This window comes from Agromyces mangrovi (genome assembly GCF_030296695.1).
In the GTDB taxonomy this organism is placed as follows: domain Bacteria; phylum Actinomycetota; class Actinomycetes; order Actinomycetales; family Microbacteriaceae; genus Agromyces; species Agromyces mangrovi.
In genome coordinates this window covers 1,785,816-1,803,042 of the sequence record NZ_AP027737.1, presented here as the reverse complement: position 1 = coordinate 1,803,042, position 17,227 = coordinate 1,785,816, and the positions used below count along the sequence as shown (strand labels likewise).

Genomic DNA, 17,227 nt, shown 5'->3' with positions numbered 1-17,227 from the left:
CGGGTGAGCATCTTCGCTGTCGTCGGGGGCTCGATCCCGAGCCAGCGCGTGATCGCCGCCTGCGACTGCCCCGGCGACTCGTACAGGCGCATGATCAGCAGCTCCTGGCCCGAGCTCAGGCCCGTGCCGGCGAGCAGTTCGTGCGCCTTCGCACGATGCGCTCTTGCGAGCGCCGGGATGAGCGGGCTGATCTGGCCTGGTTGTCGGCGCGACCGGTCTGAATCAGGCGACGACGTGACGCGCATTCATGACTCCGGAATAATAGTAAGTCGGCTAATGTTATGCCGGGTAACAACCCGAGGGGATCTCGAGTGGACACCAGTCTCGCACCCGCATCCCCTTGACACACCGATACACGAACGGAGCACCTCACATGACCACCACCATCCCCGAACGGGAAGCGACCCGCCGAGCCGCCATCTGGCTGGGCGCTCTCATCGCCGCCGGCGTCGCAGCCGCGCTCAACGTCGCCGTCTACGCGCTGGCGACGTCCGCCGGCGCAACCATGACCGTCGACATGCAGGGCAGTCCGATGACCGTCACGCTCGGGCCCGTCGTCGGAGCATCGATCATCCCGCTCGTCGCCGCCGGTCTCGTCGCGTGGCCACTCGCCCGACGGTGGCCCATGCTCCGCACCTGGTTCGCGTGGGCGGGGCTTGCCTTCGGCGTCGCAACAGTGCCGATGTCGCTCATCGCGACCGGAGACGCCGTCACCGGCTGGTCGCTCGCCAGCATGCACGTCATCGCCGGCGCCGCATGGTTCGCCGCGCTGATGATCTCGGCCGCGGAGCCGAAGGCGACGAACGATGCACGAATGGTTGGTGGATCGATCCAAGACACCCGGTAGGAAGTTGACCGTGCGGCCGGTTGCTGCATCTATCCTGTCTCCATGACCGACGATGCGCCGCCCCGAAGGCGACGCCCGGTCAAGATGCTCGACGTCGCTGCGGCCGCGGGGGTGTCGAGATCGACGGTCTCGAACGTGATGCAGGACCGACAATCCGTCGACCCGGAGATGCGGGAACGCGTTCTGCGCGCCGCGGAGCACCTCGGCTACGTGTACGACCGAGGCGCGGCGAGCTTCCGTATGCGCCAGTCCCACCTGATCGGCTTGGTAATCCCGGATCTCTCCAACCCGTTCATCGCTCAGGCGGTTCTCGGCGTGCAGGACCTCATGACAGCACGGGGATACCTTGTCGTCACGGCGAACACCGGCGATCGGCTCGATCGCCAGACAGAAGTACTACGCACACTTGCCGAGCACCGTGTAGATGGATTCCTGCTCCTTCCGGCGATCGCGACGGACGCCGACACACTGAAGCGCGATGTCAACAATCTGCCTGCCGTGCTGCTCAATCGCGATGTGGATGCCGCAGGGATCGCACAAGTCGGGCCGGATGACTCGGCCGTCGGAGAACTCGGGGCGGAGCACTTGGTGGAAGTGCATGGGTGCCGTACGGTGGCGTACTTCGGCGGCCCCGCGCTCGCCGCGCCGCGCGTCACCAGGAGCTATGAGTTCCGTCGAAGGGCCGAGCTCGGCGGCGCCGAGGTCAACGACTCGTGGTCGGTGCCAAGCCTGCCAACCGCACAGTCGGGATACGAGAACGCGCTTCGAGTCATCGGGACGGGAGTCGTACCCGAGGGCGTCCACTGCCACAGCGACGAGGTCGCATTCGGGGTACTTCGAGCCCTGCGAGAGAGCGCCATCGACATCGACCGCTGCCGGGTGCTCGGCACTGACGACGTCCCGGACGCTGCCTTCGCCAACCCGTCGCTGAGCAGCATCTCAGTGGATGCGTTCCAGATCGGTCGCGCCGCCGCGGATCAGCTCCTCACACGGCTCGGCAACGAATCTGAGAAGGTGGCCGTTCCACGTCCACATTTCGTCGCCCGCCAGTCGTGTGGGTGCGTTGCACACTGACGAACTGATGGCGTGAGTTCGCGTACTGCCACGGGCCCGAGCACGGCAGGTGCCGGCTCGGGCCCGTGGCATCCGGAAGCTATTGAGTCACGTACGCAGCGTCCATTGCGGCGAGGATGTCCTCGATCGTCGCTTGGCCACCGAACACCTTCTGCACACCCTCCTTGTGGGCAGACGCGACGAGCGGATTCGGCCAGAGCTGATCGGGGAACGGGTACGTCCGTCCGTCGCTCCACAAGGCGTCGAAGGAGGTGAGGGTTGGCGACAGCTCGAACGCCTCGGTCGAGATCGATGGAAGCGAGCCTGCGACCGTCGCGTACGACGCCATCGACTCAGGCTCTGCAAGGAACCGCAAGAACGCGGCGGCAGCAGCGGGGTTCTTCGCGTTGGCGTTGATCCCGAACCCGTCGAACGCCGCAGCAGGCATCCATGTCGCGTCGGGGTCGTCCGACGCGGGTAGCGCGAACATCCCGAAGGTGGTTCCGTCGGGTGACTGCGCCTCGATCTGCGAGATCGTCGTCGTCAGCGTTACTGTCGCGAGCGCACGTCCGATCGCGACATCACCCTGCGCGATGTCGTTCGTAGTGCCGAGTGGGTTGGCCGTGAAGCATCCGGCGTCGTCCATCTCCATGTACATCTCGAACGCCTCGCTCCATGCCGAGTCGGAGAAGGATGTCTCCCCATCGGCAACCTGCGCCTCGAAGTCAGGATCCTCCGCGTAGACCAGCGTCGAAACAAGCGAGTAGTTGATGAGCTGAGTGACGAAGAGCGACTGCAGGCCGAGCGAGAACGCGACTCGGCCGTCGTTCTTCGCCGCTTCACAGAACTCGAGGACCTCCTCCCAAGTGGTCGGGATCGTCGCGCCGGCCTCATCCACCGCCTGTTCGTTGTAGACACCACCGATTCCGGCGACGGTGAGCGGGAACACGTACTGCGCTCCGTCCACCTCGGTGACGGATTGCAGACCATCCGGCAGGGCAGGCAGCCCATCTATCGTGGAGAGATCCAGAAGGTAACCGGTCGGTGCGAGAACCTCCATCGCGCCCGGATTGCCATTTCCCGGCCAGACGGTGAAGAGGTCAGGCGCCGTTCCGGAAGAGAGCTGTGTACGAATCGCCGCCTGATACGGCTGGTTGTCGGCATAGGTCGCGGTGACCGTCAACCCTGGATTCGCCTCCTCGAACTCAGCGATCAGTGGATCGAGCGCCGGCTTCGCCGTGGCGTAGGCGCCGATCGCGAGCGTGCCACTGAGGGGAGCGTCTTCGTCGATCTCGGTCGTCGTCGGCTCGGTGGCACAGCCGACCGCTCCGACCAGAAGGGACGCGGCTACGACACCCACGCCCAGGTTCTTCAATGTCATGCGAACTACTCCTTTGTGTCGGGACTGGTGAATTTGAACGAAACGGGCCGATGGGGCTCAGCCCTTCAACCCCCGGTGAAGCCCTGAATGATGGACTTCTGAAGGAGGAAGTAAATGAAGAGGATCGGGGCGATGCCGATGATCAGGCCGGCGAAGACGACCGGCCAGTTGGCGGCGTACTCCCCCACGAAGCTGAAGAGCGCGACAGGTATCGTCTGACTTCCCGAACCGCTCAGGTAGAGCAACGGCGTCATGAAGTCGTTCCAGACGAAGATCGCATTGAGAATGATCACGGTTCCGGTCACTGGTCGCATCATGGGGAACACGACTCGCCAGAACGTCGTGAATGGGCCAGCGCCATCGACTTGCGCGGCCTCCTCGTAGTCACGCGGAAGCGCCCGCAGGAATCCCGTGTAGAGGAATACGGAGAACGGGACCTGGAGACCTGCGTAGAAGATCACCAACGACCACGTCGTGCCGAGCAGATGCAGATCGCGGATGGTCGTGTAGAGCGGGATCAGCGCGACCTGGAACGGGAGCAGGAGTCCGAACATCACGAGCCAATAGGTGGTGCGCGAGAGTCGCGTCGTCATCCGCACGAGTGGGAACGAAGCCATCGCCGACACCGCGACGACGATCACGACGCTGAATACGGTGACGGTCAGGCTGTTGAAGATGGCCGAGGCGAGGTCGGCTTCGTTCCACGCAGCCACGAAGTTCTCGAACGTGGGTGTCAGCGTCGGCACGAGCGGAGACGTGGGGTCGTTCACCTGACGCACAGACAGATTGACCAGCACGTAGAACGGGAAGGCGAAGACGATCGCGACTACGAGCATGAGTGCCTCGAGAACGCCCGTGCGCCATGTGTAACGCGTCACTTGTGACCACCCTGGAAGAGGAGCGCCCGGTACTGGAGCGCGGAGATGACAGCGACGAGCACGAGGAGTACCAGCGCCATCGCGATGCTCGAACCGAAGAGTCCGAACTGGAAGGCGTTCTTGTAGATCAGGGTTGAGAGGGAGTGAGTCGCGTTGCCCGGACCTCCCCGGTCATGACCCAGACCTCCGCGAACACCTTGAGCCCGTGAATGAGGATGAGCATCACGCTGATGGTGATCGCGGGAGCCAGGAGCGGCCGCGTGATGTGCCAGAAGCGCCGGATCGGTCCCGCGCCGTCGACGGCGCCGGCTTCCAGCAGCTCGGCCGGAATACCTTGCAGGCCGGCGAGGTAGATCACCATCGCGTAGCCGGACTGCTGCCACACGATCACGATCATGATGGAGACGAGCGCCAGGTTCGCATCGCCGAGCCAATCTTGCTTCAGCATCGGAAGGCCCGCCGCGTCGAACACGCCATTCAGCGGCCCCAGAGGCGCGAAGATGTACTGGAACAGGTATGCCGTGACGACTGGCGTGAGCACTGCGGGCGCGAAGAACAAGACTCGCAGTACGTTCCTGGACTTGATCGCCGCGTTGAGTGCCACTGCGAGCAAGAGCCCGATGACGTTGGCCACGGCTGTTGTGATGAAAGCGATCAGGAGCGTGTTCACGATCGCCTTCACCGCGTCCGGGCTGGCGAAGATCGCCTCGAAATTGCGGATGCCGACGAAGTCGAAGGTCTGACTCAAGCCATCCCAGTCGGTGAACGCGTAGACGGTGCCCCGTGCGGTGGGCACCAGCAGGACGAACGCATAGAGGGCGAGAGCTGGCACTGCGAAGAGCAGGACCGACCGAGGAGACCCGAGACCGTCTGCTTCCGATTCCGAGAGATGCGGCTAGACATGGTTGCTCATTTCCGGATGCACGCCGTGCGGGAGGTCGCGGGCTCCGAGCTTTCGCCCTTCTCGTAGTTGACGCACCATCCAGTCGGTGCTGATGATCGCATCGCCGTCGGCAGCGAGCTGTTGGTACAGCGACTCCCGCAGAGCCTTCAGCTCGTCGGCGCACTGCGGGTCGTCGATGCGGTTGAAGAACTCCTCAGGGTCGTCCTGCAGGCCGTACAGCTCGTCGATGTCGGTCGGGTTCCAGACGTACTTCCACGTTCGGGTCCGGATCATCCGCTGCGTGAACAGACCGAACTGCTGCCCGTTGTAGGTGGCGACAACGTGCTCGCGCTCACCTACCGAAACGGACGTCCCGTGACCGGGGAGGACTTCTCCAAGCAAGGACGCACCGTGAGGCTCATCAGGAGGCGCGATTCCGGTGATGGCGCTGATGGTCGGCGGCAGGTCGAGAGTGTTGTAGGTGAACGCATCGACGACCGTCCCCTGGGGAATTCGATCGGGCCAGCGCATGAGCAGCGGCACTCGCACGACGTCGTCGTACATGACGAAGTGCTTGTCCATCATTCGATGCGCACCGCCCATGTCGCCGTGATCGGTCGTATAGATCACGAGGGTGTCTTCGGCGACTCCTGACTCGTCGAGCGCCGCGAGGACGGTTCCGATCGCGTCGTCGAGTTGCTCGATCACCGCGTAGTACCGTGCAACGATCGGCGCCCAGTCCTCCCACGCGTAGTCTTCGACTCCCCAAGTGGTGAGTTGCTGTCGTTGGATGTACGGCTTGCCGACGAGAGGGTCCGCGAAGTCACGCCAGGGTGGGATGTTCTCAGCCGAGTGGCGATCTGCGAACTCCTGCACCGGCTGGCACGGAAGGTGCGGTTCGAGGAGATCGAGCCGCGCATGCCACGGCTGGTCGGACGCACTCGCCTCGCGGATGAAGTCGCTCGTGCGTGCCGCAAGCCAGTGAGTGCGACTGTCGGCCGTCGGAACCGTGTCAACGGCGCCGAACCAGTCGTCGGGGATGGGCTTGCTCGGGTGTCGGCTCGCCCGCCACTCCGTGTACGACTCCAGCGGGACGTACTCGTCGTAGCCGTACGAGGTCGGATCGTGCACTGGATGGACGTGCCATTTGCCCACGTACTGCGAACGGTATCCCGCTCGACCGAGCTCACGTGGCCATGAGTAGGTGTTCGGGTCGAGCGGCCGGGTGACGGGTCCCATGTCATAGTTCCACAACCCCCGTTGGACTCGGGCCGACGGCCTGTCAAGAGGGACTGACGAGCAGGCGTGCAGAGCGGGATGGGCGTGAAGGCCGACCGGAAGGTCGCCCCCTCCCGCGCCAAGCCATCGAGGTGCGGTGTGACGAACGGGTAGGCGCCGCTCGCACCGAGGGAGTCCTGGCGGTGCTGATCGGAGACGATGAGCAGAATGTTCGGCTGCTTCCCTGGGCCAAGGACCCCTGATGCGGCTGACGCCATGCGTGTTACACCTTTGTAGTACTTCGAGAGCTTCGTGGATCGATCCACCGTGGATCGATCCATAGCATATGCACTGCCCTGCGGGGCCGTCAAGAGTGGGATCACATCGAAGCCGACATCCGCCCGGTTACTGCCGGCCCGCGCGGGCTCAGCGCGACGAGAGGGCCGACAGCCCGGCGAGCGCGACGGTCGGATCGGGGCGCCATCCGCGCGCGTGCGCGGCGAGGATAGCTGCCCCGACGGCCGTCACCTCCGGCTCGAGGATGGCCGCGACGCGCTGGCCGGTCACGGCGGCCTTGATCTCGATCCAGCCGGGGCTGCGGATCCAGCCCCCGGCCAATCGGATGTCTGTGGGCTCGAACTCCCCCGCCACAGCCTCGACCGCGCTCTTGCCCGCGTGCGCGAGCGCCCCGAGCACCGCGGAGGCCCGAGCGCGGGGACTCGCCGGCGCATCCTGCGAGTACGACGGGCGGCCGCCGCCCCGGCGTCCCGGGGTGAAGTACGAGGAGTCGAGCAGATCATCGGGCCGCTCGCTCCCTGCGAGCAGGCCGCGGATGTGCGCCGCGACCATCGGGTCCTGCGCCGCCCACTCGACATTCCGCGCGAGCTCCTCGACGCGAAGTCGCACGACCCCCTCGGCGCCGATCGCCGGCGCATGGTCGACGTCCTCAACGCGCCGGGCGGTCGCTGCGACGGCGCGTGATGCGACCACGACCTCGGCGGTCCCCATGGAGTCGAGGACTGCGCCCGGAACCAGCTGGCGAACACCCCACGCGCCGATCGGATGGTCATGCCCGCCCACGACCGTGATCGCATCCGGCGAGATCGCGTCGCGTGCCCACGAGGCCTGCCGGGCCAGCGGACCAAGCACGTCCCCGGCGCGCCTCACCTCGGGAAGCAGCTCAGGGTCTCCGAGCGCGAGCTCCACGCGACCCGAGTCCCACTCCCGATCGATCGATCGCCACGCGGCGGTCCTCGAGGCGATCGTGTCGCTCATGAACGGCCGGCCCGACCACGAGGCGATCGAGAGATCCGCGAGCGCCAGCCAACGGTGTGCGCCGGGGGCCACCTGGTCGCGCGTCCACCTCCAACCCACGAGCGTGCGGGCCGCATCGCTGTCCACGTCGAACGACGCGTCGTCGTGGAGATCGGGCCGGAGATCTCGGAAGATGCCGCGCCGCCTGGGATCGAACCATGGCAACGCAGCGGTGAGCGGACGCATCTCTGCGTCGACGAGCACACCGTCCTCGCCCATGCCGGCCGCGCTCACCGCGTGGAGCTGGTAGGCGTCGCCGCACACGCGCGCGACCAGATCTTCGATCGACTCGAGGAGGACCCCGGCGTCGATGAAGAGGCCTTGGGCATCTCGCGGTGTCGGGCGGGACGCTCGGGCGACGACGACGCCCTCCTCGTCGATCGCGACGGCCTTCGTATTGGTCGTCCCCACGTCGATGCCGCAGGCCACCGGCGTGCGTCTGACTGTGCTCACGGACACCTCCATCGGATCCGTCGTGGCACCCGGCACCATTCGACCACCGAGACCGGGGCGGAATCGGCGGGCCTCCGCGCCCGCAACCGGAGTGCGCTGCCAACCTACCGCTCAGGCGACCGTGGGTGCCGCGACCGCGTACGCCAGCGCGCGCATGGCCTCGTCGTGCTGTCGGCCGATGCACCCCTCGAACCGGGCGGGAGGGAGTTCCATGCGATCCACGTGCCACTCCGGGAACGCACCGGTGAGCGTCGACGCGGCCTGCATCGCGGCCCCCTTGGTCACGTACTCGTCCACTGCGGGGATGACGACCGGAACCTGCACCGCCTGTCCGAGGATCGTCTGCACCGCTGCGCTGCGCGCAGCGCCGCCGATGAGCAGGAGCCGGTCCACCGGCAGACCGCGATCGGCGAGCGCGTCGAGCATCGCCACCTGGCTCGCGAGCGTGCCCTCGATGACAGCGCGAGCGAAGTTGGAGCGCGTGAAGTTCGAAAGCGAGGCACCGTGCAGGGAGGCGCGGGCGTGCGGCAGATCGGGGGTTCGCTCGCCTTCGAAGAACGGCAGGAGCGTGAGCCCACCTGCTCCGGGCTCGGCCTGGAGCGCGAGGTCCGAGAGCTCCTCGTAGCTGCAGCCGAGCATCGCCGTCCCGGCGTCGAAGTTGCGTGCGGCGTTCAACGTGGCGACGAGCGGAAGGTGTTGCCCGGTTGCGTCGGCGTAGTTGCACACGTACCCGGCGGTGTCGTGCACGGGCGTCGCAGAGCGCGTGTAGACCACGCCCGAGGTGCCGAGGGACAGCACGACGTCCCCGACGGTCACGTCCAACGCGAGGGCCGCGGCTGCGTTGTCTCCGCTGCCGACCCCGATCGGGATGCCCGGAGGGATACCGGGTATCCCTGCACCGGTGACCCCGGCCTGTTCGAGCGGTCCGAGCACCCGCGGGAGCAACGCGGTCCTGCCGAACGCGTGCTCGAACAGGTCGAGCGTGTAGTCGCCGGTGTCCGGCGACCAATAGGCGGTACCGCTCGCCTCCGACCGATCCGTGGTCAGGCGATCGAGGGCACCGTCGCCGGAGCCGTAGCCCATCAGGCGCCATGTGAGCCAGTCGTGCACCACCGCGACGGCGTCGGTCGTGGCGGCGGAGCGCGGGTCGGTGTCGCGGAGCCAGCGCAGCTTGGTCACCGTGTCCGACAGCGTCAGCGGCAGCCCGGTCCGGCGGATCCACTCCTCGCGGCCCAGCTCGGCGTTGAGCGCGACCATGTGCGCGTGCGAACCGGTGTCGTTCCACAACGGGGACTCGCAGACGACCGAGCCGGACTGGTCGAGGAAGATCGGCGTGTGCTGCTGGCCGCTGACGGAGATGGCTGCGACGTCGTCGAGCCCTCCCGCGCGCGCCACGGCCGTCAGGAGCGCGTCCCACCACGCGTCTGGGTGCACGATCGTCTCCGCTGGGTGGACGGCCTTCCCCTCGCGCACCTGCCGGCCCGTCACGAGGTCGCGCACGCTCACCTTGCAGCTCTGCGTCGACGAGTCGATGCCTGCGACGAGGGTCCGCCCGCTCACGACGGCATTCCCTTCAGGTACTCCCACCGGGAGGCGATCGCGTCCGCCCATCCCGTGAGTCGCGCGTGGCGGTCGGCATCCGCCGGGGTGTCGTAGGGATCGGTCGACGCCCACGCGGGCAGGTGGTCGGATGCCAGTGCCTGCGCGCCCTGCGACACGACCTGCGGGTCGCGCGACGACGTCAGGGCCACCCCCAGCAGGTCTGCCTTGAGCTGCTGCCACAGCAGGTTGCCGGATGCCGGCCCGATGACCTTGATCCGGTCGGCATGCAGCGGGAACAGGTCGAGGACATCACGGAACTGCAGCGCCATGCCGAGGAAGCAGCCGAAGACGAGGTCGTCCACGCCGGTGTCCGCGCGCAGCCCCGCGACGATCCCGCGCGCCGAGGCGTCCTTGGTCGGCGGCGGGCTGCCGCGGAAGCGCGGGAGCACGATCGGTGCATCCATAGGATCGAGCGCCCCGTCGAGGTAGCGTTCGTGGAGCCGGTCGGTGCGCGCGCCCAGCTCGCTCGCGTCGAGCCCGGTCAGGTGCTGCAAGGTCGCGAACGCGGACCCGCCCGTGGGAATCGACGCGAACAGCGTGTAGCCGTCCCCGGCACATGAGAGTCCATTCGCGAGCTTCGCGCGCTCGGCGTGCTCGTCGAGGGTCGGCGCGTCCCGCAGGAACAGCAGGCCCTCGGTGGTCCCCGTCGAATTGAGCAGCTCGCCGGGCTGCAGTTCTGCGCCGACGCCGCCGACCATGTGGTCGTGCCCGGCGACGTGCACGACCACGTCGGACGACAGGCCGACGCTCGATGCGAACTCCTGGGAGATCCGCACCCCGTCGGCAGCGGCGCGGAGCCTGGGGAACACGTCGGCTCGGAGCCCGAACAGGTCGCACACCTCATCCGACCACGTGCCGCTCGTGAGGTCGAGCGCCATGGTGCGGCTCGCCAGCGACGGCTCCGACCAGCGTTCGCCGGTCATGACCGCGGCCAGGTATTCGGCGACGTTCAGCCATTGGGCATCGGATGCCTCCGGGCCGGCCTCCCGCGCGGCCCACGCGGCCTTCGACAGACCGTAGTTTCCGCTCACGGGCAGGCCCGTGACCTCGTAGATGCGGGTGCGCTCGCGCCGCCCGAGGCCTGAGAGCAGCGGTGCGCCCCGTTGGTCGTGCCACAGGATCAGCGGTGAAGCGAGGGAGAGGTCGGCACGTACGAGGCCACCCGACTCGCCGACGCCGGTGATCGCGACACGCTCCACGCCTTGGCGCTGGGCGGGCGCGAGCCGGGCGACGAACTCCACGACTGCGGCCCGCAACGCTCGGGCGTCGTAGATCTCGCCCGCGGCGTCGCGCATCGTGGGGGTGGAGATGCGGTGCGACGCGACGAGGTCGGCGTCCGCATCGAACACGCTCAGCTTGATACTGGTCGTGCCGACGTCGACGGTGATCGTGGTGCGCATCGCCGGTCCGGTCAGATCGTCGCGGTGATGGAGGGATTGAACTGTCGGATGCGACGCTCGACCACTTCCGCGATCGAGGACACCGAGTCCTTCGAGACGCGGATGAGCGAGTTCTCGTTCGGGTTGGCCGCGAACGCCTCGCCGAACGTGCGGATCATCGCGTTGCGGAGATCGCTGGCGATGTTCACCTTCACGACGCCGTACTCGTGCAGGCGAGCGAACTGCTCCACCGGGAGCCCCGATCCGCCGTGGATGACCAGTGGTACGGGGCTGGCGTTGCGCACCCTGTCGAGCAGGTCGAAGTCGATGCGCGCATCGGGCGCGTATCCATGCACGTTCCCGACGGAGACGGCGAGCATGTCGCATCCGCTGCGTGCGACGAAGTCGCCGACCTGGCTCGGATCGGTACCGGTGGCCTCGTCCGGACCCATCTCGTCCTCCTTGCCACCGATCGACCCCAGCTCGGCCTCGACCGCGATGTCAGGTCCGGCCATGCGGCGCGCTTCCGCCGACGTCGCGACGTTCTCCTCGTACGGCTCCTCGGACGCGTCGATCATGACCGAGGTGAACCGTGCCGCGAGGGCGTCCTCGACGGCCTGCAGGTTCTTGCCGTGGTCCAGATGCAACGCGACGGGCACGTCGCAGGTCTCGAGTCGCCTGCTCACCATGTCGTGGATGTACTCGAAGCCTGAGAGCGCCGCGTTCGTGGGCGCGCACTGGATGAACGTGGGGATGCCGGTGCGCTCGACTGCAGCGATGATCCCCATCGTCGTCTCGATGTTGGTGGTGTTGAACGCTCCGGCGACGAGGCCTCGGGTCGTGCATTCGCGGATGATGTCGTGGCCACTGACCAGGGGCATGTTTCCGGCCTTTCAGTTGCGGGCTGCGTCAGCCCTGTCGGGTGGTCGTGCGGGCGATGTCGTCGGCACGTTCGTGCTCGACGAGTTCGTCGAGGCTCACGCCCTCCTCGACCGCACGCCGGGCGTCGTCGGGCACGCGCAGCCAGCGCACCGAGATGCCGGCGAGCACGTAGAGGGCGGCGAAGATGAGCGTCACCCCGGCTGCACCGAGCGGGGCGAGGAAGATCGTCACGATCAGCGGCCCGACGAACGTCGCGGCGCCGGCACCGAGATTCAGCACCGCGATCGAGTTGCCCTTCTGGCCCGGTGCCATGAGCGACATCAGCACCGAGATCGGGGTGAAGCCCGCGAGCGTGATGCCGAACAGCGCGGCGCAGAGAGCGGCGACCCAGTAGCCGTCGACGTGCTGCGGCAGGAAGTAGAACAGGGTGATGGTGATCGCCGAGCCGATACAGCCGTACCAGCGCAGCGTGCGGTGCCAGCCGATGCGATCGCTCAGCACCCCGAAGAAGAGGTTCGCGAAGATGTTCGAGGCGCCGAGGATGAACACCAGCTGCAACCATCCAGGGATGCCGTAGTCGAGATCCTCGGAGAAGATCACCGGGAAGAAGACGAAGAGCCCGAACTGCGGCGCGGTGTTGACCACGCGCACGAGGCATCCGAGCCCCACCCTCGGGTTCGTGAACGCGATCGCGACGCTGTTGAAGAGGCTCCGACGGGTGGTGACCTCGGGCGGGGCGAGGCGCCCACCGCCGTGCGCCTTCCGGAGTCCGATGAGCGCGACCGCCCCGCCGACGACGACGAGTGCGAGGGAGACCCAGAACGTCGGGTACTGGCCGATGAGGGGCTCGGTGCCGCTCGCCACGAGCGAGCCGAGTGTGGGCAGCCCGCCGGTGAAGGCGAAGTAGAACCACCCCACTGCCGAGCCGAGTCGATTCGCAGGGCTCTCGCCGAGAACCCACACGAGGAAGCCGTAGGCGAAGAACGGATAGGCGATCCCCCGCAGCCCGTAGATGACGAGCATGAGGTTGAAGTTCTCGGTGGGCAGCGCCACCGAGAGGAAGAGCACCTGCAGTATCGACCACAGCACGAGGCCGATGAGCATCACATGTCTGGGCCCCCACACGTCCGACAGTGCGCCGGACAGCCATGAGCCGAGCGCGACCATGAGCCCGTACACGGAGATGATCAGTGCGGCGTTCGTCTCGGAGCCGGCACCGTTCTGTGCGAGGTACGGAGCGATGTACCCGGATTCGACCCCGTCGCCGATCATGAACAGCAGCAGGCCGACGAACCCCCACACGAGTGGGCGCGGCAGGCCCATCCGCCCGATGAGGCCGTTCGGTTCGCCCCCCAGGGAGCGGATGTTCGTCGTCGTCGACATTGGCCGAGTCCTCACCGTTGTATGTGTTGTTCGGTTTGTACGTACAGACTGTACCAGACGTGTGCGGGGTGCACCAGTGCGACTGGCTGCCGTCAACCGGCGGGGCTGCCTACTCCTCGAGCCACTTCTCGGCGAGGTGATCGGCGATGACGCGGCGGATCGTGCCCGACCGGGCGCGGAGCACGATGCTCTCGGTGCGGATGATCCGGCCGAGTCGCCGCACCCCGTTCACGAGACTGCCGTCGGTGACTCCGGTCGCGACGAAGAACGTGTTGTCGCCCGCGACGAGGTCGTCGGCCTCGTACACGTGATCGATCCGAAGGCCGGCATCCGATCCGCGCTGCGCTTCGGTATCGCTGGTCGGCGCGAGCCGCGCCTGGATGAGCCCGCCCAGCGCCTTCACGGCGCACGCTGTCGCGACCCCCTCGGGGCTGCCGCCCGTGCCGACGCAGAGGTCGAGCCGGCCCTCCTCGCTGGCGGCATCGATTCCACCTGCGACGTCGCCGTCGAGCAGCAGTCGGGTCGCCGCGCCGGCCTCGCGGATGCGAGCGATCAGTTCCGCGTGGCGCGGACGGTCGAGGACGCCGACGGTCAGGTCGGACGGTCGCCGGCCCGACGCTGCAGCGAGTGCGCGGAGGTTCTCCTCGATCGGCTGGCGGATGTCGACGAGGCCGATCGCCTCCGGACCTGCGACGAGCTTCTCCATGTAGAACACGCTCGAGGCATCGAGCATGGTGCCGCCGTCCGAGGCGGCGATCATCGAGATCGCGTTGCGCCGCCCGGCAGCGGTGAGCGAAGTGCCATCGATCGGGTCGACGGCGATGTCGCACACGGGCCCGAGGCCGTTGCCCACGACCTCCCCGTTGTAGAGCATCGGGGCCTCGTCCTTCTCGCCCTCCCCGATGACCACCGTGCCGGCGACGTTGACCGTGCCGAGGAACTTCCGCATGGCGTCGACGGCCGCGCGGTCGGCCGCGATCTTGTCGCCATGGCCGACGAACGGACTCGCGCGGATCGCGGCGGCCTCCGTCGCGCGGACGAGTTCGAGTGCGATGTTCCGATCGGGATGCCGGTAGAGCGCGGCGTGCTCATCGGGCGGCGCGACCGTCGTGCCCTGCGCCACGTCAGGCAACGACCTGCACCTTGATCTGCTCGGGGCTCGTCGCCGCGGCCATCGCGTCGGCGTACTCCTCGAGGGGGAACGTGGAGGTGACGAGGCGGCTGAGCTCGTCCTGCAGGTCGACCATGCGCTCGGCCGACTCCGCATACTTCTCGGCGAGCGAGTTGGAACCGATGATGCTGATCTCCTTGGCGAACACGTCATAGGGGCGAAGCGCGACGGTCGCGGCCGGAGAGGCGACGCCCATCTGCACCAGGCGACCACGAGGCCCGAGCGCGTCGATGGCCTGGCCTATCGCCACCGGGTGTCCACTCGCATCGAGTGCGAGGTCGAACTCGCTCGCATGCAGTTCCTCGGCCGCCGCGACCGCCTGCACGGCTCCGAGCGCGGCCGCGGCGCTGCGACGGGTCGGGTTGGGCTCGACGACGCGGATGCCCGTGGCGCCCTCCGCCCGACCGAGGATGATCGCCATCAGGCCGATCGAGCCGGCGCCGAAGATCACGAGCTCCTGGTCACGCCAGTCGGGCACCCGCTCCAGGGCATGAAGCACGCACGCGAACGGCTCGATGAGCGGCGCCGCTCGGTGGGTGATGCGCGAGTCGAGGCGGTGCGCGATGCGAGCCGGAACGGACACGAACTCGGCGACCGAGCCGTCCACGGCGACGCCGACCGGCCGCAGGTCGATGCAGAGGTTGGTGGCGCCGCGCGCGCACCAGCGGCACTGCCCGCAGGAGACGTTCGGATTCACGCCGACGTAGTCGCCCTCCGAGAAACCCGCGACGCCGGGCCCGACGTGCGATACGTATCCGGCGAACTCGTGACCGGGTACAACCGGAAACCTCCCGTGCGGATAGTCGCCCGAGGCGAGGTGCAGGTCAGTGCCGCAGACCCCGGTGCCGACGGGGGCGATCACGACCTCCCCTCCCCGGCGACCGGGATCGGGATCTCGGCGATGTCGATTCCGCCGCTGCCGTCGAGGACGGCGGCGCGCATGGTGCGATCGGTCATGGTGACCTCTCCCCTCGCAGGCCCATCGAGATGGACCCGCCATTGCTCAATTCTTGGCTGCGCCGGTCATCAGCGCGACCCCGTCGGTCATCGAGTGCGATTCAGGCGTGATCACTGCCGCCCGGCGGCCGAGCCGCTGGACCTGGATGCGGTCCGCGAGCTCCCAGACGTGCGGCATGTTGTGGCTGATGAGGATGATGCCGAGTCCCGCGTCACGCAGCTGCTTGATCAGGTCGAGCACCTGGCCCGACTCGCGAACGCCGAGCGCCGCAGTGGGCTCGTCGAGGATGACCACGCGCGAGCCGAAGAAGGCTGCGCGCGCGACCGCGACCGCCTGCCGCTGCCCACCTGAGAGATTCTCGACCGCGACGTCCGGGTCCTGAATCGTCCTGATGCCGAGTTCGTCGATCCGCTCCTTCGCCTGCGTGCGCATCCCCTTCCGATCCGTCATCCGGAGAACGGAACCGAGGAAGCCCTTCCGACGCACCTCACGCCCGAGGTACATGTTCCGGGCGATGTCGAGCGCGGGCACGACGGCGAGGTTCTGGTAGACCGTCTCGATGCCGTGGTGCTGGGCGTCCTGCGGGCGCCGGAAGTCGACCCGCTTGCCGTCGACATAGATCTCGCCCGAGTCGGGGATGAGCGCTCCCGTGAGGCACTTGATGAGCGTGGACTTGCCGGCGCCGTTGTCGCCGATGATCGCGAGGATCTCGCCACGGTCCAACTCGACGTCGACGCCGTCGAGCCCGACGACGTGGCCGAACCGCTTCGTCAGCGCGGTCGCGGACAGGACTGGTGTGTTCTCGGTGTTCATCGTGACTTCCTGATCCACTGGTCGAGGGCGACGGCGAAGAGCACGAGCACGCCGACGGCGAGCAGGCGATACTGCGCATCCACGCCCGCCAGCGAGAGGCCGACGGTGAGCGACTGCACGATCACTGCACCGATGAGCGTGCCGATCACGCCGCCACGACCACCGAAGAGGCTCGTGCCGCCGATGACGACTGCCGTGATGCTCTGCAGGTTGCCGTCGACGATGCCGTTCGGCGTCGCCGCATTCGCCCGACCGATGAGCACCCAGGCCGCGATCGCATAGGTGATGCCGGCGACGAGGTACACGCTGAGCACGACGCGACGCACCCGGATACCGGCCAATCGGGCCGCCTCCGCGTCACCGCCGACTGCGTACACGTGCGTACCCCACGCGGTGCGCGTCAGCGCGTAGCCGATGACGATGTACATGACCAGCACCAGCAGCACACCGGTGGTGATCGTGAAGCTGCCGAGGGAGATCGTCTGGCCCGTCCAGGACAGCAGTGCGGGCATCTCGGTGGCGGACGTGCTCTGAGCGCCGGAGAGGAGGAGTCCGATCGCCGTGAAGATGCTCAGCGTGCCGAGCGTGACGATGAATGGTGGGAGCGAGAGGCGTGTGACCAGGGCACCGTTCGCGGCACCCGCTGCGGCGCCGACCACTACGCCGACCAGAAGTGCCGCCCAGCCCGGCATGCCGAACTCGACGCTCACCTGCGCCATGACCAGTGACGAGAGGATGGCCACGGCACCGACGGAGAGGTCGATGCCCGCGGTCAGGATGATGAGCGTCTGGCCTACAGCGAGCGCGGCCACGACCGCGGTCTGCTGCAGCAGCAGCGAGAGCGTCTGCGGGTTGGCGAATCTCGGGTTCGCGATCGTGAAGGCGACGACGATCAGCGCGAGGATGATCGCCGGGCTCAGCGCCGGGTGGCGGTGCAGCAGGCGCTGCACCGCCGCCCCGGGCCGTCTCCACGACGTGTCGACCGTCTTGATTGCGGTTGAGTCGAACATGT

General features: G+C 67.5%; 16 protein-coding genes and 1 pseudogene. 3 read left to right on the top strand and 14 right to left on the bottom strand.

Going from position 1 to position 17,227, the window contains the following annotated elements:
* Positions 1 to 373: 373 nt before the first annotated feature.
* Together QUE38_RS08520 and QUE38_RS08515 are read left to right on the top strand one after the other, a co-directional pair.
* On the top strand, positions 374 to 847 hold the full coding sequence (locus QUE38_RS08520) for a DUF6069 family protein (protein WP_286311570.1): 474 nt from the start codon (positions 374 to 376) through the stop codon (positions 845 to 847).
* Positions 848 to 889: 42 nt separating this feature from the next.
* Positions 890 to 1,921 (top strand): LacI family DNA-binding transcriptional regulator, encoded by a 1,032-nt coding sequence (locus QUE38_RS08515; protein ID WP_286311568.1) that lies wholly within the window; start codon positions 890 to 892, stop codon positions 1,919 to 1,921.
* 79 nt (positions 1,922 to 2,000) lie between these two features.
* Here the strand turns inward: QUE38_RS08515 and QUE38_RS08510 are convergent, their stop codons facing one another.
* Both QUE38_RS08510 and QUE38_RS08505 read right to left on the bottom strand, forming a co-directional pair.
* On the bottom strand, positions 2,001 to 3,281 hold the full coding sequence (locus QUE38_RS08510; RefSeq protein WP_286311566.1) for an ABC transporter substrate-binding protein: 1,281 nt from the start codon (positions 3,279 to 3,281) through the stop codon (positions 2,001 to 2,003).
* A gap of 65 nt (positions 3,282 to 3,346) precedes the next feature.
* On the bottom strand, positions 3,347 to 4,159 hold the full coding sequence (locus QUE38_RS08505; RefSeq protein ID WP_286311564.1) for a carbohydrate ABC transporter permease: 813 nt from the start codon (positions 4,157 to 4,159) through the stop codon (positions 3,347 to 3,349).
* 2 nt (positions 4,160 to 4,161) lie between these two features.
* On the opposite strand from QUE38_RS08505, the gene QUE38_RS08500 reads away from it, so the two are divergent.
* Complete coding sequence (locus QUE38_RS08500; RefSeq protein ID WP_286311563.1) at positions 4,162 to 4,296, top strand: hypothetical protein; 135 nt, start codon at positions 4,162 to 4,164, stop codon at positions 4,294 to 4,296.
* Here QUE38_RS08500 and QUE38_RS08495 read toward each other — a convergent pair.
* From QUE38_RS08495 to QUE38_RS08445, 12 genes and pseudogenes are all read right to left on the bottom strand, one after another.
* Entirely contained in the window at positions 4,287 to 4,991 is a 705-nt protein-coding gene (locus QUE38_RS08495; RefSeq protein ID WP_286311560.1) for a carbohydrate ABC transporter permease, read from the bottom strand. The genes QUE38_RS08500 and QUE38_RS08495 overlap by 10 nt on opposite strands.
* 63 nt (positions 4,992 to 5,054) lie before the next feature.
* Entirely contained in the window at positions 5,055 to 6,281 is a 1,227-nt protein-coding gene (locus tag QUE38_RS08490; RefSeq protein ID WP_286311558.1) for a sulfatase-like hydrolase/transferase, read from the bottom strand.
* 56 nt (positions 6,282 to 6,337) lie between these two features.
* Positions 6,338 to 6,538: pseudogene (locus tag QUE38_RS17575) on the bottom strand (sulfatase-like hydrolase/transferase); the annotation flags it as partial.
* Positions 6,539 to 6,686: 148 nt separating this feature from the next.
* Entirely contained in the window at positions 6,687 to 8,027 is a 1,341-nt protein-coding gene (locus QUE38_RS08485) for an FGGY-family carbohydrate kinase (protein ID WP_286311556.1), read from the bottom strand.
* A gap of 111 nt (positions 8,028 to 8,138) precedes the next feature.
* Entirely contained in the window at positions 8,139 to 9,587 is a 1,449-nt protein-coding gene (locus QUE38_RS08480) for an FGGY family carbohydrate kinase (RefSeq protein ID WP_286311555.1), read from the bottom strand.
* A complete protein-coding gene (locus QUE38_RS08475) occupies positions 9,584 to 11,029 on the bottom strand; it encodes an FGGY-family carbohydrate kinase (protein WP_286311553.1) in 1,446 nt (481 codons plus the stop codon). Before QUE38_RS08475 ends, QUE38_RS08480 begins: the two co-directional genes overlap by 4 nt.
* An 11-nt stretch (positions 11,030 to 11,040) precedes the next feature.
* Complete coding sequence (locus QUE38_RS08470; protein ID WP_286311551.1) at positions 11,041 to 11,889, bottom strand: class II fructose-bisphosphate aldolase; 849 nt, start codon at positions 11,887 to 11,889, stop codon at positions 11,041 to 11,043.
* 28 nt (positions 11,890 to 11,917) lie between these two features.
* Entirely contained in the window at positions 11,918 to 13,273 is a 1,356-nt protein-coding gene (locus QUE38_RS08465; RefSeq protein ID WP_286311549.1) for an MFS transporter, read from the bottom strand.
* A 109-nt stretch (positions 13,274 to 13,382) separates the two neighbouring features.
* On the bottom strand, positions 13,383 to 14,405 hold the full coding sequence (gene glpX / locus QUE38_RS08460; protein ID WP_286311547.1) for a class II fructose-bisphosphatase: 1,023 nt from the start codon (positions 14,403 to 14,405) through the stop codon (positions 13,383 to 13,385).
* Positions 14,398 to 15,306, bottom strand: coding sequence for an alcohol dehydrogenase catalytic domain-containing protein (locus tag QUE38_RS08455; RefSeq protein WP_286311546.1), 909 nt, complete (start codon positions 15,304 to 15,306; stop codon positions 14,398 to 14,400). The genes glpX and QUE38_RS08455 overlap by 8 nt, the downstream gene beginning before the upstream one ends.
* Positions 15,307 to 15,447: 141 nt before the next feature.
* Positions 15,448 to 16,215, bottom strand: a complete 768-nt coding sequence (locus QUE38_RS08450) for an ATP-binding cassette domain-containing protein (protein ID WP_286311544.1) — start codon at positions 16,213 to 16,215, stop codon at positions 15,448 to 15,450.
* On the bottom strand, positions 16,212 to 17,225 hold the full coding sequence (locus tag QUE38_RS08445; protein ID WP_286311543.1) for an ABC transporter permease: 1,014 nt from the start codon (positions 17,223 to 17,225) through the stop codon (positions 16,212 to 16,214). Before QUE38_RS08445 ends, QUE38_RS08450 begins: the two co-directional genes overlap by 4 nt.
* Positions 17,226 to 17,227: the final 2 nt, after the last annotated feature.